The 19,818-nt window shown below is 64.9% G+C and carries 23 protein-coding genes; 16 read left to right on the top strand and 7 right to left on the bottom strand.

The annotated features are described in order from the left end of the window. Positions 1-519, top strand: a complete 519-nt coding sequence (locus SMA01S_RS01860) for a DUF1993 domain-containing protein (RefSeq protein WP_066816638.1) — start codon at positions 1-3, stop codon at positions 517-519. Between the two features lie 2 nt (positions 520-521). Here SMA01S_RS01860 and SMA01S_RS01855 read toward each other — a convergent pair whose 3' ends face one another. Next, positions 522-1,241 (bottom strand): haloacid dehalogenase type II, encoded by a 720-nt coding sequence (locus SMA01S_RS01855; protein WP_218016796.1) that lies wholly within the window; start codon positions 1,239-1,241, stop codon positions 522-524. A 47-nt stretch (positions 1,242-1,288) separates the two neighbouring features. Between SMA01S_RS01855 and SMA01S_RS01850 the strand changes: the two genes are divergently transcribed. The 7 genes from SMA01S_RS01850 to SMA01S_RS01820 all read left to right on the top strand — a co-directional run bounded on the left by SMA01S_RS01850 (position 1,289) and on the right by SMA01S_RS01820 (position 8,004). Then, positions 1,289-2,812, top strand: coding sequence for a fumarate hydratase (locus SMA01S_RS01850; RefSeq protein ID WP_066816634.1), 1,524 nt, complete (start codon positions 1,289-1,291; stop codon positions 2,810-2,812). A gap of 6 nt (positions 2,813-2,818) precedes the next feature. Further along, positions 2,819-3,328, top strand: a complete 510-nt coding sequence (locus SMA01S_RS01845) for a hypothetical protein (protein ID WP_066816631.1) — start codon at positions 2,819-2,821, stop codon at positions 3,326-3,328. Next, on the top strand, positions 3,329-3,811 hold the full coding sequence (locus SMA01S_RS01840) for a hypothetical protein (RefSeq protein ID WP_066816629.1): 483 nt from the start codon (positions 3,329-3,331) through the stop codon (positions 3,809-3,811). Beyond that, positions 3,808-4,725, top strand: coding sequence for an EamA family transporter (locus tag SMA01S_RS01835; RefSeq protein WP_066816627.1), 918 nt, complete (start codon positions 3,808-3,810; stop codon positions 4,723-4,725). Before SMA01S_RS01840 ends, SMA01S_RS01835 begins: the two co-directional genes overlap by 4 nt. 10 nt (positions 4,726-4,735) lie before the next feature. After that, entirely contained in the window at positions 4,736-5,200 is a 465-nt protein-coding gene (locus SMA01S_RS01830) for an SAM-dependent methyltransferase (RefSeq protein ID WP_066816625.1), read from the top strand. Next, the gene (locus tag SMA01S_RS01825) at positions 5,197-6,561 is read left to right on the top strand and encodes an MFS transporter (RefSeq protein ID WP_066816622.1); all 1,365 of its coding nucleotides are present in this window, start codon (positions 5,197-5,199) and stop codon (positions 6,559-6,561) included. The genes SMA01S_RS01830 and SMA01S_RS01825 overlap by 4 nt, the downstream gene beginning before the upstream one ends. 96 nt (positions 6,562-6,657) lie before the next feature. After that, the gene (locus tag SMA01S_RS01820; RefSeq protein WP_066816620.1) at positions 6,658-8,004 is read left to right on the top strand and encodes a methyl-accepting chemotaxis protein; all 1,347 of its coding nucleotides are present in this window, start codon (positions 6,658-6,660) and stop codon (positions 8,002-8,004) included. 1 nt (position 8,005) lies between these two features. Here the strand turns inward: SMA01S_RS01820 and SMA01S_RS01815 are convergent, their stop codons facing one another. Both SMA01S_RS01815 and SMA01S_RS01810 read right to left on the bottom strand, forming a co-directional pair. Beyond that, complete coding sequence (locus SMA01S_RS01815) at positions 8,006-8,515, bottom strand: hypothetical protein (protein ID WP_066816618.1); 510 nt, start codon at positions 8,513-8,515, stop codon at positions 8,006-8,008. Beyond that, entirely contained in the window at positions 8,512-8,754 is a 243-nt protein-coding gene (locus tag SMA01S_RS01810; RefSeq protein ID WP_066816617.1) for a helix-turn-helix transcriptional regulator, read from the bottom strand. Before SMA01S_RS01810 ends, SMA01S_RS01815 begins: the two co-directional genes overlap by 4 nt. Before the next feature lie 82 nt (positions 8,755-8,836). Between SMA01S_RS01810 and SMA01S_RS01805 the strand changes: the two genes are divergently transcribed. Together SMA01S_RS01805 and SMA01S_RS01800 are read left to right on the top strand one after the other, a co-directional pair. Further along, positions 8,837-10,012: an MBL fold metallo-hydrolase gene (locus SMA01S_RS01805; RefSeq protein ID WP_245649110.1), complete on the top strand. Its 1,176-nt coding sequence runs from the start codon at positions 8,837-8,839 to the stop codon at positions 10,010-10,012. A gap of 77 nt (positions 10,013-10,089) precedes the next feature. Next, complete coding sequence (locus SMA01S_RS01800) at positions 10,090-10,548, top strand: hypothetical protein (RefSeq protein WP_245649109.1); 459 nt, start codon at positions 10,090-10,092, stop codon at positions 10,546-10,548. Between the two features lie 67 nt (positions 10,549-10,615). Here the strand turns inward: SMA01S_RS01800 and SMA01S_RS01795 are convergent, their stop codons facing one another. Further along, positions 10,616-11,146, bottom strand: coding sequence for a DUF3617 domain-containing protein (locus SMA01S_RS01795; protein ID WP_169804160.1), 531 nt, complete (start codon positions 11,144-11,146; stop codon positions 10,616-10,618). Positions 11,147-11,229: 83 nt separating this feature from the next. Between SMA01S_RS01795 and uvrB the strand changes: the two genes are divergently transcribed. Further along, complete coding sequence (gene uvrB / locus SMA01S_RS01790) at positions 11,230-13,425, top strand: excinuclease ABC subunit UvrB (RefSeq protein ID WP_066816609.1); 2,196 nt, start codon at positions 11,230-11,232, stop codon at positions 13,423-13,425. A gap of 98 nt (positions 13,426-13,523) precedes the next feature. Next, the gene (locus SMA01S_RS01785) at positions 13,524-14,249 is read left to right on the top strand and encodes a hypothetical protein (RefSeq protein WP_066816607.1); all 726 of its coding nucleotides are present in this window, start codon (positions 13,524-13,526) and stop codon (positions 14,247-14,249) included. A gap of 1 nt (position 14,250) precedes the next feature. On the opposite strand, the gene SMA01S_RS01780 is transcribed toward SMA01S_RS01785, so the two are convergent. Next, complete coding sequence (locus SMA01S_RS01780; RefSeq protein WP_245649108.1) at positions 14,251-14,592, bottom strand: PRC-barrel domain-containing protein; 342 nt, start codon at positions 14,590-14,592, stop codon at positions 14,251-14,253. Positions 14,593-14,734: 142 nt separating this feature from the next. On the opposite strand from SMA01S_RS01780, the gene SMA01S_RS01775 reads away from it, so the two are divergent. The 3 genes from SMA01S_RS01775 (at position 14,735) to SMA01S_RS01770 (ending at position 15,801) form a co-directional block, all read left to right on the top strand. After that, positions 14,735-15,271 (top strand): hypothetical protein, encoded by a 537-nt coding sequence (locus SMA01S_RS01775; protein WP_066816605.1) that lies wholly within the window; start codon positions 14,735-14,737, stop codon positions 15,269-15,271. A gap of 100 nt (positions 15,272-15,371) precedes the next feature. Then, positions 15,372-15,521, top strand: a complete 150-nt coding sequence (locus SMA01S_RS24400) for a hypothetical protein (protein ID WP_157082174.1) — start codon at positions 15,372-15,374, stop codon at positions 15,519-15,521. A 4-nt stretch (positions 15,522-15,525) separates the two neighbouring features. Further along, complete coding sequence (locus SMA01S_RS01770; protein ID WP_066816603.1) at positions 15,526-15,801, top strand: DUF3175 domain-containing protein; 276 nt, start codon at positions 15,526-15,528, stop codon at positions 15,799-15,801. 362 nt (positions 15,802-16,163) lie between these two features. Here the strand turns inward: SMA01S_RS01770 and SMA01S_RS01765 are convergent, their stop codons facing one another. Next, a complete protein-coding gene (locus SMA01S_RS01765; protein ID WP_066816599.1) occupies positions 16,164-17,621 on the bottom strand; it encodes a flavin-containing monooxygenase in 1,458 nt (485 codons plus the stop codon). An 80-nt stretch (positions 17,622-17,701) separates the two neighbouring features. Here SMA01S_RS01765 and SMA01S_RS01760 point away from each other — a divergent pair, with 80 nt between their 5' ends. Then, a complete protein-coding gene (locus SMA01S_RS01760) occupies positions 17,702-19,285 on the top strand; it encodes an amidase (protein ID WP_066816597.1) in 1,584 nt (527 codons plus the stop codon). Here the strand turns inward: SMA01S_RS01760 and SMA01S_RS01755 are convergent. Then, the gene (locus SMA01S_RS01755; protein WP_174543067.1) at positions 19,282-19,749 is read right to left on the bottom strand and encodes a DUF2721 domain-containing protein; all 468 of its coding nucleotides are present in this window, start codon (positions 19,747-19,749) and stop codon (positions 19,282-19,284) included. The two genes, SMA01S_RS01760 and SMA01S_RS01755, sit on opposite strands and share 4 nt — an antisense overlap. Positions 19,750-19,818 lie beyond the last annotated feature (69 nt).

Below are 19,818 nucleotides of genomic sequence, written 5' to 3'. Positions count from 1 at the left end.
ATGGCGATCTCCCTTTACGACCTCAGCGTGCCGACCTTCCGGCAGACGGTGGGCGCCGTCGCGGGGTTTCTCGACCGCGCGGTTCGGCATTGCGAAGAGACTGGCGCCGACCCGGACGATTTCGTCGACGCGCGCCTCTATCCCGACATGGCCCCGTTTCATTTCCAGATCGAAGCCCTGACGCATCATGCCGCCTGGGGCGTGAAAGCGTTGACGACCGGCGTGTTCGATCCGCCGCCGCTCATCGGATCGATGCCGTTCGCCGACTTGCGAGCGATGGTTGGTGAGGCGGAAACCGCGCTGACGACATTCACGCCGGATGAGGTCAACGGCTGCGCGGGCAAGGAACTGGACTTGCAGATCGGCCCGCGCAGGCTCGCTTTCACGGCGGAGACCTTCATCCTCTCCTTTTCGCTGCCCAACTTCCATTTCCACGCCGTCACCGCCTACGACATCTTGCGCACGCGGGGCGTGCCGATCGGCAAGCGCGATTATGAGGGGCGGTTGCGGACGCTGTAGGCTCAGGGTTCGGCGAGCAAGTCGGCCAGCTCGATCAGGCTGGCGACGCTCCATTCCCAAACCTGCGCGAAGTGACGATCAGGCGCCGGACGGCCTCCATATTCCATCGGGCGATCGACATAGGCGGTCAGCAGGCCGGCGGCGCGTGCCGCGCCAAGGTCGCTATGGTGCGCGGCGACAAGGCAGAGTTCGTCGGGTTGTATGGCGAGCTGGCGGGCGGTGGCCAGATAGGCCTCCGGGTCGGGCTTGTAGTGTCCGCTCACCTCGGCACCCAGGATCGCGTCCCACGGCAGTCCCGCACGGCGCGCCATGTCCAGCATCAGCGCGATATTGCCGTTCGACAAAGTCACGATCGGAAAGCGTTGCTTCAGCCGCGTCAGCCCGTCGACCGCGTCGGGCCAGGGATCGAGCCGGTGCCAGGCGAGCGTCAGCTCGTGCAACCGCGCGTCGCCGACCGCGGCGGGGTCGATGTCGAGACTGACCAGCAAATCTTCCAGTGTCTCGCGATGAAGCGTGTCGAGAATCACGAAAGGACGCTCGCCCGACCGCACGCGCGCCATTGCGGGCTGATACCGCGCGCGCCAGCCGTCGGCGAACTCCTCGGGCGTAATGTCGCTGCGGCCCAACTGTTCGAGCAACGGAGCGGCCTCGCGAGCGATTCCGCCGCGCCAATCCACCACCGTGCCGAACACGTCGAAAGCGAGGGCCTTGGGAAGTCTCATCACTCCTTCTTGTTTCATCGCCACGCTCGGCGCTAGAGGGCCCGCTCATGACCACGACCATTCGCGCAGCCGATCTGATCGAGAGCGTCGCCGACGCGCTCCAGTTCATCTCCTACTACCACCCGATGGATTATATCCGCGCGCTCGGGACCGCTTACGAGGCGGAACAGTCGCCTGCGGCCAAGGACGCGATCGCGCAGATCCTGACCAACAGCCGGATGTGCGCCGAGGGGCATCGGCCGATCTGCCAGGATACCGGGATCGTCAACGTGTTCGTCAAATGGGGGATGGATTGCCGCCTCGACGACACGTCGCGGTCGATGCAGGAGGTGATCGATGAAGGCGTACGGCTCGCCTACCTGAACCCCGAGAACAAGCTTCGCGCGTCGGTGTTGGCCGATCCCGCGTTCACCCGGCGCAACACCAAGGACAACACGCCGTGCGTGCTCCATGTCGAGATGGTGCCCGGCAGCCGGGTGTCGGTCGACGTCGCGGCCAAGGGCGGCGGGTCGGAGAACAAGTCCAAGTTCAAGATGATGAACCCGTCGGATTCGATCGTCGACTGGGTGCTCGAGATGCTGCCGCAGATGGGTGCGGGCTGGTGTCCGCCGGGCATGCTCGGCATCGGCATTGGCGGGACGGCGGAGCATTGCGTGCTGCTCGCCAAGAAGGCGCTGATGGAACAGATCGACATGGCGACGCTGAAGGAGCGCGGGCCGAAGACCGATATCGAGGCGCTGCGCATCGAGATTTTCGACAAGGTCAACGCGCTCGGCATCGGCGCGCAGGGGCTGGGCGGCCTGTCCACCATCCTCGACGTCAAGATCATGGACGCGCCGTGCCATGCCGCGGGCAAGCCGGTGGCGATGATCCCCAATTGTGCCGCGACGCGCCACGCGCATTTCACGCTCGATGGGTCGGGGCCGGCTTTTCTCGAAGCGCCCAAGCTCGACGAATGGCCCGACGTCAACTGGACGCCGGACAAGGCGGCGATCCGCGTCGATCTCGACACGCTGACCCCAGCGGTGGTGCAGAGCTGGAAGCAGGGCGACCGGCTATTGCTCAACGGCAAGATGCTGACCGGCCGCGACGCCGCGCACAAGCGTATCGCCGACATGCTGGCGAAAGGCGAGGAACTGCCGGTCAGCTTCAAGGGCCGAGTGATCTATTATGTCGGCCCGGTCGATCCGGTCGGCGAGGAGATCGTCGGCCCGGCGGGCCCGACCACTGCGACCCGCATGGACAAGTTCATGCGCATGATGCTCGACCAGGGCCTGCTCGCCTGCGTCGGCAAGGCCGAGCGCGGTCCCGCGGCAACCGAGGCGATCAAGGATGCGAAGTCGGCCTATCTGATGGCGGTTGGTGGCGCGGCCTATCTGGTGGCGCGCGCGATCAAGGGGTCGAAGGTCGTCGGGTTCGAGGACCTCGGGATGGAAGCGATCTACGAGTTTGAAGTGGTGGATTTCCCGGTGACGGTGGCGGTCGACAGCGAGGGGAACAACGTCCACCAACTGGCCCCGTTGGTGTGGCGCGAGAAGATCGCCAAACAGAAGCTGCTAGAGAAGGCGTGAAGGCGGATGGGCTATCTGGAATTCATTCTCGGAAGGCCCGTCAGTTTCAAGGTCGCGGAGCGTACAAGCCCGCAGCAAGTCGCCGACCGGCTTAGGGCGCAGGTGCGTTCTCGGTGGTGGCCTTTCCATTTCGAGAAGGTGGTCGGCCGAATTGGCGACGAGCGCCTGTCGATCGAGTGGCACGCGAGTGCCCTCAATTCTAACATGGCGCCGCGTCTTACCGGGCGGCTCGTTTCATCTTCGGGCGACACGCGGTTCGATGGCCGCTTCGGTGCGCCGATGTTCCTGCGCTTCTTCCTTGTCCTTTGGGTGTGTTTCGACCTGATGTTCATGACGGCCATGCTATCGGACCACCCGTTCCAACAGGGTGCGCCCTGGTTTCTGATCCCCTTCCTGCTGGTGCATCTATTGGCGCCATTTGGTATCACTGCGATTTCGATGGTCGGTGCGAACACGGTTTGCCAGCGTCTGATCGATTTCGTCATTGCAACCGGTTCGGGGCAGAGCACAGGCTGAATGGCTCGCCGCGTCATCCTCCACTCCCCGCTCGACCCCGTTACGCTGGCGAAGAAGCTGCGCGACGTGCTCGGTGGCGAGGATGCCAAGCCCAAGGCGGGTGTTACCGGGCATGGCAGCGAGCAGGACATGATGCTGTTCGTCTACCGGACCAACGTTCGGACCAACATAAACGTGCGGCTGGTCGCGACGATGCAGCCCGACGGCAGCGGAACGCGGATCGAGGGAAAGATCGGGCCGGCGAGTAACGTCACCTGCTTCATGATCTTCTGGTTTGGGTTCCTGTCGATCTTTCTGGTCATCGCCGCATACTCGGCGGCGACCGGGGCGCCGTTCGAATTCTGGGGCATCTTCGGCGGCATTCCGCTGTCGATGATGGCGTTCGGCGCATTGCTGTTCCGGGTCGGCCGCGGACCCAAGGGCAAGGACGAGAAGGCGATCCTCGAGTTCCTCGCGCGCACCGTTCAGGCTCGCGAGGCGTGAGTTTCCCGATCTGGCTGCCCGCGACCTTGCTCGCGGGAGCACTCCAGGCATGGCGGACTGCGGTGCAGCGGCGCATGTCGCGGACCTTGTCGGTCAATGCGGCGGGGCTGGTCCGCTATCTCTATGGCGTGCCAGTCGCCCTGGCGATGATGCTGGCCTATCAGTTCCTGATCGCGCCCGCGGCGTTCCCGGCGCTGGGGCATTGGTTCGTCCTGTTCTGTGCGGCGGGCGGGCTGGCGCAGATCATCGCGACCAACCTGCTGCTGATGGCGTTCGGCGAGCGCAATTTCGTTGTCGGCACCGCCTATTCGAAGACCGAAGCGGTTCAGAGCGCGATCCTGTCGGTCGTGCTGCTTGGCGACCATCTGAGCGTTCTCACCTGGCTAGGGATCGGTTTCGGCGTGGTGGGCGTGATGGTGTTGTCGACCGGTGGTAAAAGGATGGGGCCGGGCGAGTTGTTGCGGTCGCTCGGCCAGCCCGCGGCGCGTTACGGCATTGCCTCGGGCTTCGTGTTCGCGCTGACGACGATCGCGATCCGCCGCGCTACGATGGAGGTCGGAACGGGCGATCATGTCCGCGCCGCGCTGATCGTCTTGGCGGTGACGGTTGCGCTGCAGGCGTTGATGCAGGGCGGATATCTCGCCTGGCGCGAGCGTGACCAGGTGGCGAAGGTGTTCGCCGAATGGCGGACCGCGGGGCAGGTGGGGTTGATGTCGTCGGTCGCTTCGGCCTGCTGGTTCACCGGGTTCGCGTCGGCGCCGGTCGCGCTGGTGCGGATCGTCGGCCAGGTGGAAGTCGCCTTCACCATGGGGTTCGCGCATTTCTATCTGGGCGAGAAGACCGCCAGAAGCGAAGTCGCGGGGTTGCTGCTGGTCGCGATCGGCGTAGTGCTCGCGCTCGCCGGCGCATGGTGAGGAGACAGGCATGGCGTTCGATATCGAAGCGATCGCTCATGTGCGTGGCGGCCGGGCGGAAGCGGTCGACGACGATTGGGACCGCGAGACCGCGGTGATCGAACTCGAGCCGCGCTTCGGACCGGAGGCGCTGGCCGGACTGGAGGACTTCAGCCACGCCGAGATCGCCTTTGTGTTCGATCGCGTGCCGTCGGACAAGATCGAGACCGGGGCACGCCATCCGCGCAACCGCGCCGACTGGCCGCTGGTCGGCATCTTCGCGCAGCGCGGCAAGAACCGACCCAACCGGATCGGCATTACGATCTGCCGGATCGAGAAGGTCGAGGGGACGCGGCTTCACGTCCGCGGTCTCGACGCGATCGACGGCACGCCGGTGATCGACATCAAGCCGGTGTTGCGCGAATTCCTGCCACGCGGCGACGTGCGCCAGCCCGATTGGGCAAGCGAGTTGATGGCGGGATATTGGCAGGCATGACCGGCGCCGCGCCCGGCAAGGCCAGCACAGGTGCGTTATGGGCGACGGTGCTGGGGTCGAGTGTCGCGATGATCGACGGATCGGTGGTCAATGTCGCCTTGCCCGCGATGGCGAAGGCGCTCGAGGCGGATGCGGCGGGAATCCAGTGGATCGTCAATGGCTATATGCTGCCGTTATCTGCGCTGGTCCTGATCGGCGGCGCGATGGCGGATTCGCTGGGGCGCAAGACGGTGTTCCTGGCGGGGCTGTTGCTGTTCGCGCTCGCGTCGATCGGCTGCATGGCGGCACCGACGCTCGGCTGGTTGATCGCCGCGCGCGTCGCGCAGGGTATCGGCGCGGCCTTGCTGACGCCGGCGAGTCTCGCGATCCTGGGCGCCGATTTCGATGGTGAGGCGCGCGCCAAGGCGATCGGGACCTGGGCGGCGGCGGGCGCGATCGGGGCGGCGATCGGGCCGATCGTCGGTGGCTGGCTGGTCGACGCGGTCGGCTGGCGCTGGGTGTTCGGGCTGATCGTGCCGATTGCCGTCGCCGCTGCCGTCTTGGCGGTGGTCGCGGTCCAGGGCGGGCACGATCCGGAGGCGGCGAAACCTGATTGGCCGGGCGGTGCGTTCGCGACGATCGGGCTCGGACTGCTGGTCTGGGGGCTGACGATCGCGACTTCCGGCGGGCATGGTGCGGCTTATTACATTGCGGGCGGGATGGCCGCGTCGGCGGCGTTCTTGTGGTGGGAAAGCCGGTGCGGCGCGCGCGCGATGGTGCCGCTCGGCCTGTTCGGCACGCGGAGCTTCAGCGCGATCACATTGCTGACTTTCCTGCTCTATGCGGCGCTGAGCGGCGTCCTGCTGTTGCTCCCCTATCTGTTGATCTCGACCGGGTGGCGGGCGACCGCGGCGGGTGCGGCGGTCCTGCCGTTGCCGCTGATCATGGGCGCGGGATCGCGCGCAGCGGGCGCGCTGGCCGAGCGGATCGGCGCGCGTTGGATGCTGGCGGCGGGGCCGTTGCTGGTCGCGGCCGGTTTCGCCGCGATGCGGATCATTCCCGGCGCCGCGATCGAGTTCGTCCCGCATATTCTGCCGCCGATGCTGCTGATCGGCATCGGCATGACCGCCGCCGTCGCGCCGCTGACGAACGCAGTGATGGCATCGGTCGATCGCCACCACGCCGGGGCCGCATCGGGCGTGAACAACGCGACCGCCAGGATCGGCGGCATGGTCGCGGTCGCGATGATCGGGCTGGTGCTGACGGGCGGGGGACGCGGGGTTTCGATCGAGGCTTTTCATGCGGCAATGTTACTGGCCGCGGCGGTGGCGGTGACCGCCGGCGTCGCTGGCTGGTTTTCGGTCCCCGCCAAACGGGCCTAAAGCTTCGTTAACCCTGGCAGTTTAGTTGCTGAAAGCAGCGGATTTCAGGGGGCGGCGCGGTTGGACATCGCAGCAACGGTACGGAAGGCGGCCAAAATGTCGGGCGAGCTCGGCATCCGGACGCTCGACCTGCAGGCAGACATTACCGAACTGGCCGAGCGTGTGACCGCGCAGGCGACGACGATCGAAACGATCGGCGGCGAAGCGGTGCGGCTGGCCGATGACGGCACCGATGTCGCGCGTGCGGCGGAGGAAGCACGGCGCAGCACCGCGGCGGCGCGGCTGGTGATCGAGGATTCGACGCGCCAGCTGTCCGACGCTTCCACCAACGTCGTCGACCTGATCGACCAGGTCAGCCGCATCCACGCCAGCTTGGGCGCGTTCAACGAAGCGCTCGCCTCGGTCAGCCACGTCACGCAAGTGATCAGCGGAATCGCCAGTCAGACCAATCTGCTCGCGCTCAACGCAACGATCGAAGCGGCGCGCGCGGGCGATGCCGGGCGCGGCTTCGCGGTGGTCGCCGGCGAGGTCAAGAAGCTGGCGCAGGAAACCGCTGCGGCGACGCAGACGATCGAACGCTCGATCGGCGCGCTGGCGGGCGAGGCGGCAGGCATGCTCGATCGTGTCGCGCATGGCGTCGAAACCGCCAAGACCGCGCACCAAGGCAGCAAGGATATCGAGGAACTGGTCGACCGGCTCGGCGCGCTGATGCGCGATTTGTCGATGTCGAGCGAGCGCGTCAGCGACCGCATCGGATCGATGGTCGAATCGGTCGGCAACATCCGCACCGGACTGGGCGCGTTGTCGACCACGTCGGGCGCCAATGCCGACGGGTTGCAGCGTCTGTCGGGCCGGGTCACCACGGTCAGCGACGATACCAACACCCTGCTCCAGCATTTCGCCGAGAGCGGCGTCGAGATGATCGATTCGCCCTATATCGCGTTCGGCCTGGACGCCGCGAAACAGGTGTCGGACGCGCTGACCCGCGCGGTGGCCGATGGCAGGATCTCGATCGCGGATCTGTTCCGCGACACGTATGAGCAGATCCCGGGAACCAATCCGCCGCTCTACACCCACCCGGTTCAGCCGTTCATCATCCCCGCGGCGCGGCCGCATCAGGAACGAGCGCGGAGCTATAAGGGCTTTTTCGGGATGAGCTTCTCCGACCGCAACGGCTTCGGCGCGGTGGCAATGCCCGAACGCTCGCACGCGCAGCGCCCCGGCGACGATGCCTGGAATGTGGAATATGCACGGTGTGGGATGATGTTCGAGTTCACCGAGACGCAGCAACAGTGCAAGATCACCGACCCGTTCTGCCTTAAGGCCTATCGACGTCAGGTCGCCGATGGCAGCGTACTGCTGCTCAAGCAGGTGATCGCCTCGATCGCGGTCCAGGGCCGCCATTGGGGCATCCTGCAATTCGCGTACGAGGATCAGGGCTGATTTAGTCGTCCAGTTCCTCGACCGGCTGGTGTCGCCAGCTCGCATGGAGCGTTGGTACCGCGTTCCACAGGATCAGCAGATACATTGCGGCGAACCCGCCCAAGGCGACCATTTCCGCAGGCGGGCGGTGCTGAAGCCAGGCGAGGACCGGCAGCCCGACCAACCCGCACACGGCGGCGAACAGGATGATGGGCAGCGCGGTCAGATAGGCCTTGGCGCGGATTTGCGCGTCCAGTTCGTCGACGCGTTCGGTGAACGACATCCAGGGCTTGATCGGGCCCATCAACGGCAGCCAGCCCGACAGCACGAAGCCCGCCAACAATATTCCGTCGCCGATCAACAGGACGCGGCCACCGAACAGGGTGACCGCCATCCCGACGGTCCCGAGCACGAGGGCGACGAGCGCCAATCCGCGCAACGGCCGCCGCTTCGGCGGTCGGGTGGTCAGCGCCGGGATGCCGGTGAGATTGGCGATGTCGTCGAGGCGCTCGGTAAGGGGTTTGGCCGTCATGCTGCGTCTCCAGCCCGGCGCAGGACTGCCGCCACGGGCTCGAAGGGGGTGAAGGAAAACAGATGCTCGATCGCAACCTCGAATTCGGCGGCGATCTTCATCGCGAGCTCGAGGCTGGGTTTGTAGTCACCGCGCTCGAGATAGCCGATCGTCTGCGGATTGACGCCAACGGCTTCGGCCAGCGCCTTGCGCGAGATGCCGCGTTCGGCGCGGAATAGGGCGATGCGGTTATAGAGCATAATCAGTGTATATTCGCGATCATATGTTGTGTTTACACAATAAACGGATCGCTTGTCAAATCGGCTTGCTCGAAGGCGGGCGATGCCTCACAGGGGCAAGATGCAATGGGTCAAACGCGCCGGCGCCGGGTTGTTGTGGCTGGTGATTCTCCTCTGCCTGGCGATCGCGATCATCCCCGAGTTTCTCGATGCGCGTTATTATCGCGGGCCGGTCAGCGACCATTTCGACGGCGAGCATTTCTTCAATCCCGATGGCGCCGACGATGCGCTGTCGCCGCCGGGCGGTACCGGCACGCTGCTGCGTTATGTGACGGCGCGCGACAATCGCCCCCTCTGGCCCGATCGCGTCGCGGTGACGCCCACCAAGCCCTCGGCCCGAGTCGACGGCGAGCGGATGCTTGCGACCTGGGTGGGACACGCGACGGTGCTGGTCCAGACCAACGGGCTCAACATCCTGACCGATCCGGTGTGGAGCAAGAGCGCGGGGCCGTTCGGGATCGGGCCGACGCGCGTCGCCGAGCCCGGTATCCGGTTCGCGGACCTGCCCAAGATCGACCTCGTCCTCGTCAGTCACGATCATTACGACCATATGGACCTGGCGACCCTCAGGAAGCTGTGGGACCGCGACCATCCGCTGATCGTCACCAGCCTCGGCAATGACAGCGTGATCGGCCAGGCCGGCGTACCGGCGCGTGCGCTCGATTGGGGTGGCGAAGTCGCGGTGCGGCCGGGCGTGAGCGTCGTCGTCAATCGCAGCCATCATTGGGACAGCCGCTGGTTCGCCGACCGCAATCGAGCGCTCTGGTCGGGATTCGTCGTGCGACTGCCCGGCGGCAACCTGTTCTTCGCCGGGGATACCGGCGCGGGCGATTTCAAATGGGCGGACCGAGCGGCGTCCTATGGTCCGATCCGGCTCGCGCTGATCCCGATCGGCGCGTTCCGTTTCGCCGCCGGGCAGATGGCGGCAGGCAGCCATGTCGGGCCGGTCGACGCGGTCGAAATGTACCGCCGGCTCGGCGCGGCGCATGCCATCGCGATCCATTGGGGGACCTTCCGCCTGTCTTACGAGGGATGGGACACGCCGCCGCGGTTGCTGGCGGCAGCGGAAGCGTGCACCGGGCAGCGCGGATTCGCCGCGGTGCGGATCGGCCGGACCATGGAAATACCGGCCTTTGCGCCCCAGCCGTCACGGCCGGCAATGGCCCGCAGCGACCTGTTGCGCTGCCTCGATACGCCGGCGATGTCGGCGCTTCGCTGATGTATCGCAACGGGTTGCGTGACCGCTTGGGGTCGGTCGCGCCCGATGCTATGAGGCGCCGGGGAGGGGGTGTCGCAATGTCCCAAACGATGGCGCAACGACGCCGCTACGAAACCTCGCTCGATCGCATCGGACTGGCGATCGGCGCTGGTGGGCTGATGGGCGGCGCGATCGCGGTGCTGCTGATGCTGTTCGGCGGCACCTTCGCGATCGGCACGCTGGCCATCGCGTTGATCATAGGGTCGATGCTGACCGCGCTTGCCATCACCGCGCTTGCCGCCTTCCCCTGGATGCTGCTCCACGCCGCGGGGCGGCGCGGACCGGTCAGCGCGGCGTTGCTTGGGGCGGCGATCGGCTTCGTCGTGTTCCTCGGCGGCCAAACCTGGATCTACGGTTTGGTCGAAATGCCCGCGATGGATGCTCGGACCTTGCTGTTCCGCTGGGCGAGCGGCATCGCTACCGCTTTGGTCATGGGCATGATGTCGGCCGGCATCGCGGTGGTGATGTGGCGCGTCGCGTATCGGCGCGCGGATTAGCGTTTCTGAGCGGGTCGCGGCCCGTGACGACGCGGAAGATCGCGTCGCCACGGGTGGTGTATTCAGATCAGCTGCATTCTCCGACGCGATGCGCCTCGGTATGCACCTTCTGGGTCATGGAGGTCTTGCCGGTCACGCTGACCTCGGCATCAGACGCCATCGACGTCGCCGTATAGGTACCGGTGGTCTTCATCGCCATCGTGCCGGTCGGCATTTTGCAGTTCATATCCATCGCAATCTTGCCGCCGGCATAGGTGCTGCTGTTGATCGTGCAGTCGGTATTGGCCTGTTTGAGCAGGTCACCCGGACCCTTCGACGCCTGTTCCGGCGTCATACAAGTGGTGGTGGTCACCGGCGCTGGCTTGGGAACGGTCATCCCCGCGGGCATCCCGCTCATCTTGAGATCGGTGACTTCCATCTTGGTTTCCCATTTGCCCGGTTGGAGCCCGAGCGCGGCGGCGGATGGCGGCGCGTCGCCGGTAGTGGTGACGGTGCCGGTCGCGGAATTGGTCGTGATCGTCGTCGAGCTCGTTTTCTCTCCGCAGGCACCCAGCGCGAGCGTGGCGGTAGCGGCGAGGATCAAGGGGGTGGTGCGCATTTTTTCTCTCTCCATCATGGATTTCGGCGCGACCGTTCCCGCTTTGTTGCGGGTTGGCGCGACAGTCACCATATTCGCGAACTATGGCAATCCAGATTCGCACCAGCCTGGCTGAACCCGAAACCGGTCAGTCCTTCGTCCCCCACCGCCCGGAACGGCCGGAAAAGGTCGAGGGTGGCAAGGCATTCAAGCTGGTCAGCGACTATGAACCGTCAGGCGATCAGCCGAGCGCGATCAAGGAACTGACCGAAGCGGCGCTGGCCGGCGAGCGCGATCAGGTGCTGCTGGGCGTGACGGGGTCGGGCAAGACCTTCACCATGGCCAAGGTCATCGAGACGCTGCAGCGGCCCGCGCTGATCCTCGCGCCGAACAAGATCCTCGCCGCGCAGCTTTATGGCGAGTTCAAGAGCTTCTTCCCCGACAATGCGGTCGAATATTTCGTCAGCTATTACGATTATTACCAGCCCGAGGCCTATGTGCCGCGGTCCGACACGTACATCGAGAAGGAAAGCTCGGTGAACGAATCGATCGACCGCATGCGCCATTCTGCGACGCGGTCGTTGCTCGAACGCGACGACGTGATCATCGTGGCGTCGGTCAGTTGCCTCTACGGCATCGGTTCGGTCGAGACCTATTCGGCGATGATCTTCGACCTCAAAAAAGGCCAGACGGTCGATCAGCGCGAGATCGTGCGCAAGCTGGTCGCGCTCCAGTACAAGCGCAACGATGCGGCCTTCCAGCGCGGCAATTTCCGGGTGAAGGGCGACACGCTGGAGATCTTCCCGTCGCATTACGAGGACACCGCCTGGCGCGTGTCGTTCTTCGGCGACGATATCGAGGACATCACCGAGTTCGATCCACTGACCGGCAAGAAGGTCGCCAGCCTGAACTATGTCCGCGTGTTCGCCAACTCGCACTATGTGACGCCTGGTCCGACGCTCAAACAGGCGATGGAAGCGATCAAGCACGAGCTCGCCGAACGGCTCAAGGAATTGCAGATCGAAGGAAAGTTGCTCGAGGCGCAGCGGCTCGAACAACGTACCAATTTCGACCTGGAAATGATTGCGGCGACAGGATCTTGTGCTGGAATCGAGAATTATTCGCGCTTCCTGACCGGCCGGCTTCCGGGCGAGCCGCCGCCCACTTTGTTCGAATATCTGCCCGAAAATGCGTTGCTGTTCGTCGACGAGAGCCATCAGACGATCGGCCAGATCAACGGCATGGCGCGAGGCGACCATCGGCGGAAGATCACGCTGGCGGAATATGGCTTCCGCCTGCCGTCGTGCATCGACAACCGGCCGCTCAGGTTCAACGAATGGGACGCGATGCGCCCGCAGACGACCTATGTCTCGGCGACGCCCGGCGGCTGGGAGATGGAGCAGACCGGCGGCGTCTTTGCCGAACAGGTCATCCGCCCGACCGGCCTGATCGACCCGCCGGTCGAGATCCGCCCGGTCGAGGAGCAGGTCCAGGACGTCATCCAGGAGTGCAACAAGACCACGGCGATGGGCTATCGAACGCTGATCACCACGCTGACCAAGCGGATGGCCGAGGACCTGACCGAATATATGCACGAAGCGGGCGTCAAGGTCCGCTACATGCATTCGGACGTCGAGACGCTGGAGAGAATCGAGCTGATCCGGGACCTTAGGCTCGGCGTGTACGACGTGCTGATAGGCATCAACCTGCTCCGCGAAGGGCTCGACATTCCCGAATGCGGATTGGTCGCGATTCTCGACGCGGACAAGGAAGGCTTCTTGCGGTCGGAGACCTCGCTGATCCAGACGATCGGCCGCGCGGCGCGCAACGTCGAGGGCCGGGTGATCCTCTATGCCGATCGCATGACCGGCAGCATGGAACGCGCGCTCAACGAGACCAACCGCCGCCGCGAGAAGCAGCAAGCATATAATCTCGAGCACGGCATCACGCCGACCACGATCAAGCGCAACATCGGCGACATCATCGCGCACGTCGCCTCGAAGGATCAGGTCACCGTCCCGATCGACGAGGACCGTCCGCACATGGTCGGCCACAATCTGCGCGCCTATATCGAGGAGCTCGAGAAGAAGATGCGCAAGGCCGCATCCGACCTCGAGTTCGAGGAAGCCGGCCGCCTGCGCGACGAAATCCGCGCGCTGGAGGCGGAGGAACTGGGGCTCCCCGCGGACGACCGCGTGCTGCCGCCGGTGATGGGCCGGTCGAATGAGGGAAAGCCCGGCACGCGCAAGACGCGGTACGGGAAAGTGCAGAAGAAGTTCGGGAGTGGCAGTCGGCGATAGCCCATGCCGCCCGTACAAGCGGGCCGGCGTCGGTTCCGTCCTATTTTTTGGCTGTCAGACCGCCGATCCCTGATGCTCCCAACGGGACGGTGGATCATATGGCGACGATGGCAGGCCGGGCCGGCCGACGGCTGAGCGACGAGCGGCGATTCTTCGCCGGCATGGCGATAGCGATGGCCGTCCTGACCTTCGTCGGATTTGCACCCTCTTATTATCTTGCCGGCCTGTTCGCGGCGCCGCGGCTATCGTTGCTGGTCCATGTTCACGGTGCAGTGTTTACCGCGTGGATGCTGCTTTATGTCGTTCAGACCGGGCTGGTATCGGCAGGGCGAGCCGACATACATCGCCTGGTCGGCCCGGCCGCGGCCGTGCTGGCGATATTGATGGTGCCGCTCGGCGTCACGACCGCGATCGTGTTGAAGCAGACGGCGGCCGCCGCGCACTTGCCACCGTCCGGGCCACCACTGATCTTTCCGCTGGGGGCGATCTTCACGTTTGCGATATTGACCGCAGCCGCAGTCGTGATGCGCAAGCGGGCCGCCTGGCACAAGCGGCTGATGCTGCTAGGCACGCTCGCTCTCCTGACCACGCCGCTGGCGCGGGTGACGCGCTTTACCCATTTGCCGGTCATGCCCCCGATCGGTGGCATGGTCCTGACTGATATCCTGTTGCTCGCCCTGGTTGCGTACGATCTGCGCACGCTTGGCCGGCTGCACGAGGCGACCAAATGGGGCGGGGCGTTCTTTCTCGTGACGCAAGTGGCACGCATCGTGCTCAACCTGACGCCTGCCTGGCAGGCCTTCACCAAGGGCTTGATCGGTTGACCTAGCCGACCGTCAGATCCTGTTTGTCGGCGCCGTAATAGCTGGCCAGCCGATCGGCATAGGCCTGGTCGAAATCTGGAGCTGTGCCCGACCAATTGGGTCCGCCCTCCAACGTCTTGGGTTCGACGCTCGCGACATAGGCGTCGGCGGCGAGATCGTAGGCGAGGAGCTGGATCGGGACCGCGTAGAAATGTTTGCCGACGCCCAGGAAGCCGCCCAGGCTGAGCACCGCATACATCGCCCGGCCGGATCTTTTGTGCACCATGAAGGCGTGGAGCGCGCCGATCGTTTTGCCGCCATCGCGGCCCCTGACCTTCATCGTCGTGTCCAGGGTCGCCGCCACCAGGGGTTGGATGCTCGTCTCGGCCACTTTTGCCCTTTCACGGTTGAATGCGAAACGATCGTAGCGCGACGTACGTCGCCGATCCACGCCCGAATGGCGCTTTGGGGTTGAGGCGCGCAACGCTCGCGGCCATGGTCGGGCGATGCGCTACAAGTTCGCCGCCGTCGCAACGTCTGTCGCCCTCTTGCTGGCCGGCTGCGTCCCGCCGCCCGCGCCGCCGCCTGTGGCGCGGCCCGCACCGCCGCCCGTGGTGCGGCCGAGTCCGCCGCCGGTGGTCACGCCGCCGCTCGCCTCCGATTGGAACCAATGGCCGTTCACGCCTGGCGACTGGGCCTATCGCAAGGACGGCGTGGGCTCGATCGCCTTGTTCGGGCCGGTCGGTGCCGATGCGCTGCTCACTCTGCGATGCGATCGCACGCGCGGGGCGATGTACCTGTCGGTCCGGGGCGCCGGCGATGCCGCGACGATCCGCACGACGACGCTGACGCGGTCGATCCCGTTGCGCTCGACCGGTGGCGATGCCGGTTATGTCGCGAGCCAGCTCGCGCCCACCGACGCGATGCTCGACGCGATGGTGTTCAGCCGCGGGCGGTTCGTGGTCGACCGCGCCGGCGCGACGCCCTTGGTGGTGCCGCCTTATGCCGAACTCGGCCGCGTGATCGAGGATTGCCGGGGATAAGATCGTCGCTCCATGCGTTGAGTCTTTGTTGTCGCATCGCTGTTGCGGAAAACCGGTTTCCACTTTTCCGCGCGATGCTCCGGTCGCGAGGAGACGACACATGATCCGCAAGCTCAAATCGGGCGAATACCGGCTCTATTCGCGCAAGGTCGATCCCAAGACGCACAAGCGCCGCAACCTCGGCACGTTCGACACACGCGAGGGCGCCGAGAAGCACGAGCGCGAAGTCCAATATTTCAAGCGGCACTGAAGCGATGGCAGCCGCAAAGAAATGGTCGCAGGACGTTACCGAGCATTCGAACGCGCTCGATCTCGAGCGGGACGTTTCCACGCGCGACGATCCGAAATCGATCGCCTTGTCGCTCAGGCGCTCCGCCGAGCACAGCCACCGCCGTAAAGGCTCGCCGTTCCAGTCGGCGATGTCGATGCTGACATTCTATATCAACCGCGCGGGCAAGGATTTGCCGACGAAGCAGAAAAAGGTGCTGGAAAAGGCAAAAGAAGAGCTCCGCGCCGCCTTCGGGCGCTGACAAGCAACAGGCGAAAGAGAATCGTCGATTTTCCCGAACATTACAAGACTTGAATTACAAACTCGTACGATTCACATTGGCGTCGTGGCCAGTGTTGGTCACGATGTTTCAACAAGCGAAAGGAGGTGATCCGATGTCTCATGGTTCAGCAGTGGGGTCGGTTCAGTTCGTTCGGGGGACGCGCCGCTAAATCCGCCGATCCTTCGCGGGGGGTATCCTCCCTCAATCAACGCTTAGGGTCACAGGAATAGCGGTCCGCATGGTCCTCCGGGCTGGAGCTTCCGGCCGCTGACCATGTTAGGAGGTTGCCGGGGATGGGAATCCCCGGCAGCCTCTTTTCATTTGTGCGTCGCGCACCCGCATCAGGCGATCTCGTACGCTTCCGTATCGAAGCGTTTCATCATTCGCGCGAACTCGGCGGTGTTGCCGGCCCAGTTGTTGGGCATCACGCCGTCGTCGGTCTTGTACCAGCTACCGCACCCCGCCGCCCAGGAGGTGGTCGCCAGCCGCGCCTGCAATGTCCGATTATAGGCCTCGTGCGCGTCGGGTTTGACCACAATCCGTCGCGCCTCGCCGCGTGCCACTTTGAGGATCGCGGGCAGCGCGTACTCCATTTGGCGTTCGACCATGAAGATGATCGAATTGTGCCCGAGATTGGTGTTGGGGCCGTACAGCAGGAACAGATTGGGGAAACCCGCGATGGTGGTGCCGCGATAGGCGCTGGCGCCGTTCTCCCAGGCTTGCGCCAGGCTTCCGTTCGGCCCGTTGATCGCGATCGGGGCGACGAACCCGTGGGTTTCGAACCCCGTCGCCCAGACGATCGTGTCGAGCTCGATCAGCGAACCGTCGGTGAGCCGCACACCGGCCGGTTCGATTCGCTCGATCGCGCGTGTTTCGAGCGTGACATTGTCGCGCACGAGCGCCGGATAATAATCGTCCGAGACTAGCGTGCGTTTGCAGCCGATCGGGAAATCCGGAGTCAGCGCCTGGCGCAAATCGGGGTCGGGGATGGTTGCGGCGAGATAGTCGAGCGCCATCTTCTCCATCTCGCGGGCCTTGGCGCCACCCGGCGCCGCGATCGCCGGGTGAGTCGCTTCCAGCCGCCGCCAGATCAATGCGCGAAACGCCTTTCTCAACAACGGGATAGTCGCGAACAGCCGCTTCATCGCGGGAGGGATCGGCGCGTCCATGCGCGGGATGATCCAGTGTGGCGACCGTTGGAACACGGTGAGATGCGCGGCCTCCCCCGCGATTTCGGGCACGATCTGGATCGCGCTCGCGCCGGTGCCGATCACGCCCACACGCTTGCCGGCGATCGATGTATCGGCATGCCAGCGCGCGGTGTGGATCTGCGCTCCGGCGAAGCTCTCGCGGCCGGGTAAGTCGGGCGTGCGTGGGCGATTGAGTTGGCCTGTGGCGACGATCAGCGCCGGAGCGCGCCAGCGATTGCCATCGGTCGACGTGACCGTCCATCGCGCGCTCGCCTCATCCCAATCGGCGCTCGCGACCTCGACGCCCAGACAGAGGTGCGGTCGCAGTTGGAAACGATTCGCCTGGTCGCGGAAATAATCGAGTATCTCGGGTTGGCGCGCGAACAGCCGCGACCAGTGCGGATTGCCGGCGAAACTGTAGCTGTAGAGGTGGCTCGGCACGTCGCAACCTGAACCCGGATAGCAATTGTCCAGCCAGGTTCCGCCGACCTCCAGGCTCTTTTCGAGCACGGCAAAATCGACCCCGGCTTGCTTCATCCGAATCGCCGCCAGCAGTCCCGACATGCCCGCGCCGATGATGATCGCCTGGGTTTCGAGCGCAGCAGCCATGGCGATACCATAACGCGTGCATCCGGCTTGTCGAAGGGAAGGAGTTGGACGATGAAGGCCCGCCATAAAAGGGGACTGCCATGCGCCGCTTCGCCGCTCTGATCCTGCTCGCCACACCATTGCCCGTGATCGCGCAAGACGTGCCGCCGCCGCACCCCATTACCGAGGTCTCGATCGATCAATTGCGATCGCGCATGGACAAGGGGCAGGACACCAGCGTCGACATTACGCGCGGCTATCTCGATCGTATCGCGGGCATGGACCGCCAGGGTCCGGCATTGCGCGCGATCATTGCGCTCAATCCCGATGCGCTTGCCCAAGCACAAGCGAGCGACGCGCGGCGCAAGGCAAAAAAGCTGCTCGGCCCGCTGGATGGGATCCCTATCCTGATCAAGGACAATATCGAGACCAAGGACCCGGTCCCGACCACGGCAGGCAGCCTGGCGCTCAAGGACAATCTGACCCATCGCGACGCGCCGGTCATCGCGCTGCTCCGGGCGCAGGGCGCCGTCATCCTGGGCAAGACCAATCTCAGCGAATGGGCGAACATCCGATCGACCAAGGCGATGAGCGGGTGGAGCGGAATCGGCGGGCTGGTGCGCAATCCCTATGGTCTCGATCGTACGGCATGCGGGTCGTCGAGCGGGACGGGAGCGGCAGTGGCAGCGAGCTTCGCCGCGGCGGGGCTGGGGACGGAAACCGACGGATCGGTGGTCTGTCCCTCGTCGGTCAACGGCCTGGTCGGGCTCAAGCCGACGCTCGGGCTGGTCAGCCGCACCTATGTCGTGCCGATCAGTCATAGCCAGGACACGCCCGGACCGATGGCGCGCAGCGTCCGGGATGTCGCCACCTTATTCTCGGCGATGGTCGGCAGCGATCCGGCCGATCCGGCGACGAAGGATGCGGGCAAATACCGCAAGGACTTCACCGCCGGGCTGGCCACCGCGTCGCTCAAGGGCGCGCGGATCGCGGTTTACCGTCCCGATATGCCTCCGCTCGTCGCCGTGCGCTTCGATCAGGCGCTGGCGGTGCTCAAGGCGCAAGGCGCGGTGCTGGTCGACGTCCAGCGGCCCAAGACGGACGGCATGGGCGACGCCGAGTTCGACGTGCTCAAGTTCGAACTGAAGACCGACCTCAACAAATATCTCGCCTCGACACCGCCGAGCGTGAAAACGCGCACGATCGACGATGTGATCGCGTTCGATACCGCCAATGCCGACGCCGAAATGCCCTATTTCGCGCAGGAGATCTTCGACATGGCGGCGAAATCGAAGGGGACGGATGAGCCGACTTATCAGGCGCAACGCGACAAGTCGTTGAGCCTGGCCAAGGCGGCGATCGACGGCATGCTCAAACAGGCCGACGCGACGATCCTGGTCCAGCCCACTTATGGTCCAGCCTGGTTGAGCGATCCGATCTATGGCGATCAGTATAACGGGCCGAGCTCATCCGAATTGCCGGCGATTTCCGGCTATCCCAATCTGACGGTGCCGATGGGGCTGGTGCGCGGATTGCCGACCGGGCTGTCGTTCATCGGTCCGGCCTATAGCGACGGCAAGCTGATCGAGGCGGGGTACGTCTACGAACAAGCGTCGAAGGCGCGCGTGGCGCCGAATTACGCGCCGTCGGCCGACGCGGGAGCGGGGGTGGAGGGCAAGCGCTAGCCCTGCCGCTCTTCGAGCAATTCCTCACGCACCTTGACCGCCCGCAGCGAGGTGCGGACCTCGACGATGAAACTGATCAAAGCGGCGATCAACAATAGCATCGCCGTGGTGAAGGTCAGCGCGACGATGGTGGCGATGCGCAGCCCGATCAGTTCGGCGACGAACAATTGAGCGACGACCAGACAGGTCATCACCGCGCTCGATACCGCCAGGAACAGCCCGAAATTGATCACTTTGATGCGGCGGTCGAGGATACGCAGTTCCGAGACGTAGCGATCGCGATCGGGCCCGCTCGACAACGGGTGGAGCTTCTCCAGGTCGCGCACGCGGTCGACCACGCGCGCCATCCGTCCGACCAGCACGTTGAGCAACGCGCCGATACCGGTCAGCATGAACACCGGCGACAGCGAGAGCTGGATGGTCTGGGCGATCGTCGAGACGGTGTTGGGCTGCATCGCCGGCATCATGGCGGGCTATCGGCGATTAGGGAAGCGGGAGGAGAATGGCGGTCACGCGCGACCTAGTTGGCGAGA

Origin of the sequence: Sphingomonas mali NBRC 15500 (assembly GCF_001598415.1) — a bacterium.
GTDB lineage: Bacteria > Pseudomonadota > Alphaproteobacteria > Sphingomonadales > Sphingomonadaceae > Sphingomonas > Sphingomonas mali.
This window is presented reverse-complemented; position numbering and strand designations above follow the sequence as displayed.